Origin of the sequence: Mesorhizobium sp. M7D.F.Ca.US.004.03.1.1 (assembly GCF_003998635.1) — a bacterium.
GTDB classification, from domain to species: Bacteria; Pseudomonadota; Alphaproteobacteria; order Rhizobiales; family Rhizobiaceae; genus Mesorhizobium; species Mesorhizobium loti.
In genome coordinates this window covers 1-414 of sequence record NZ_RZQG01001850.1, presented here as the reverse complement: position 1 = coordinate 414, position 414 = coordinate 1, and the positions used below count along the sequence as shown (strand labels likewise).

Below are 414 nucleotides of genomic sequence, written 5' to 3'. Positions count from 1 at the left end.
GAAATGCAGCGACGGCATTTCGAACTTTTCCGAGCCGATCAGCGATGTCTGCGCCTCGCGCTGCACGCGGGCGCGTGGAGCCGGACGCGGCGCCGGCGCCTCGACGCGGGTGGCGGCATCGGAGCGGAACGGCTGGACCTTGGCGGTCGGCGCCGCACGCCGCTGGATGGCGGGCTCGTCCTGCTCGAAATCCATGTCGTCGTCGACGTCGAAGATGTCGGCATCATCGGGGTCGAGCGAGACGCTGCGGTCGTTGACCATGGCGGCGAAGAATTCAGGCTCGACGCGGGCGCGGCCATCGGGGCTCATTCGCGATTCGGCGAACTCGGCCGATTCGACCCGTTCGGCGGCGCGGCGCCAGGCGGTGGAGCGCTGCTCCATCTCCGGCTCGTACTCGTCCCGCTCCTGCCTGCG

Annotated in this window: 1 pseudogene; it reads right to left on the bottom strand. The window is 69.8% G+C overall.

Annotated elements, in window-relative coordinates:
* Window positions 1-414: pseudogene (locus EN935_RS40360) on the bottom strand (cell division protein FtsK); the annotation flags it as partial.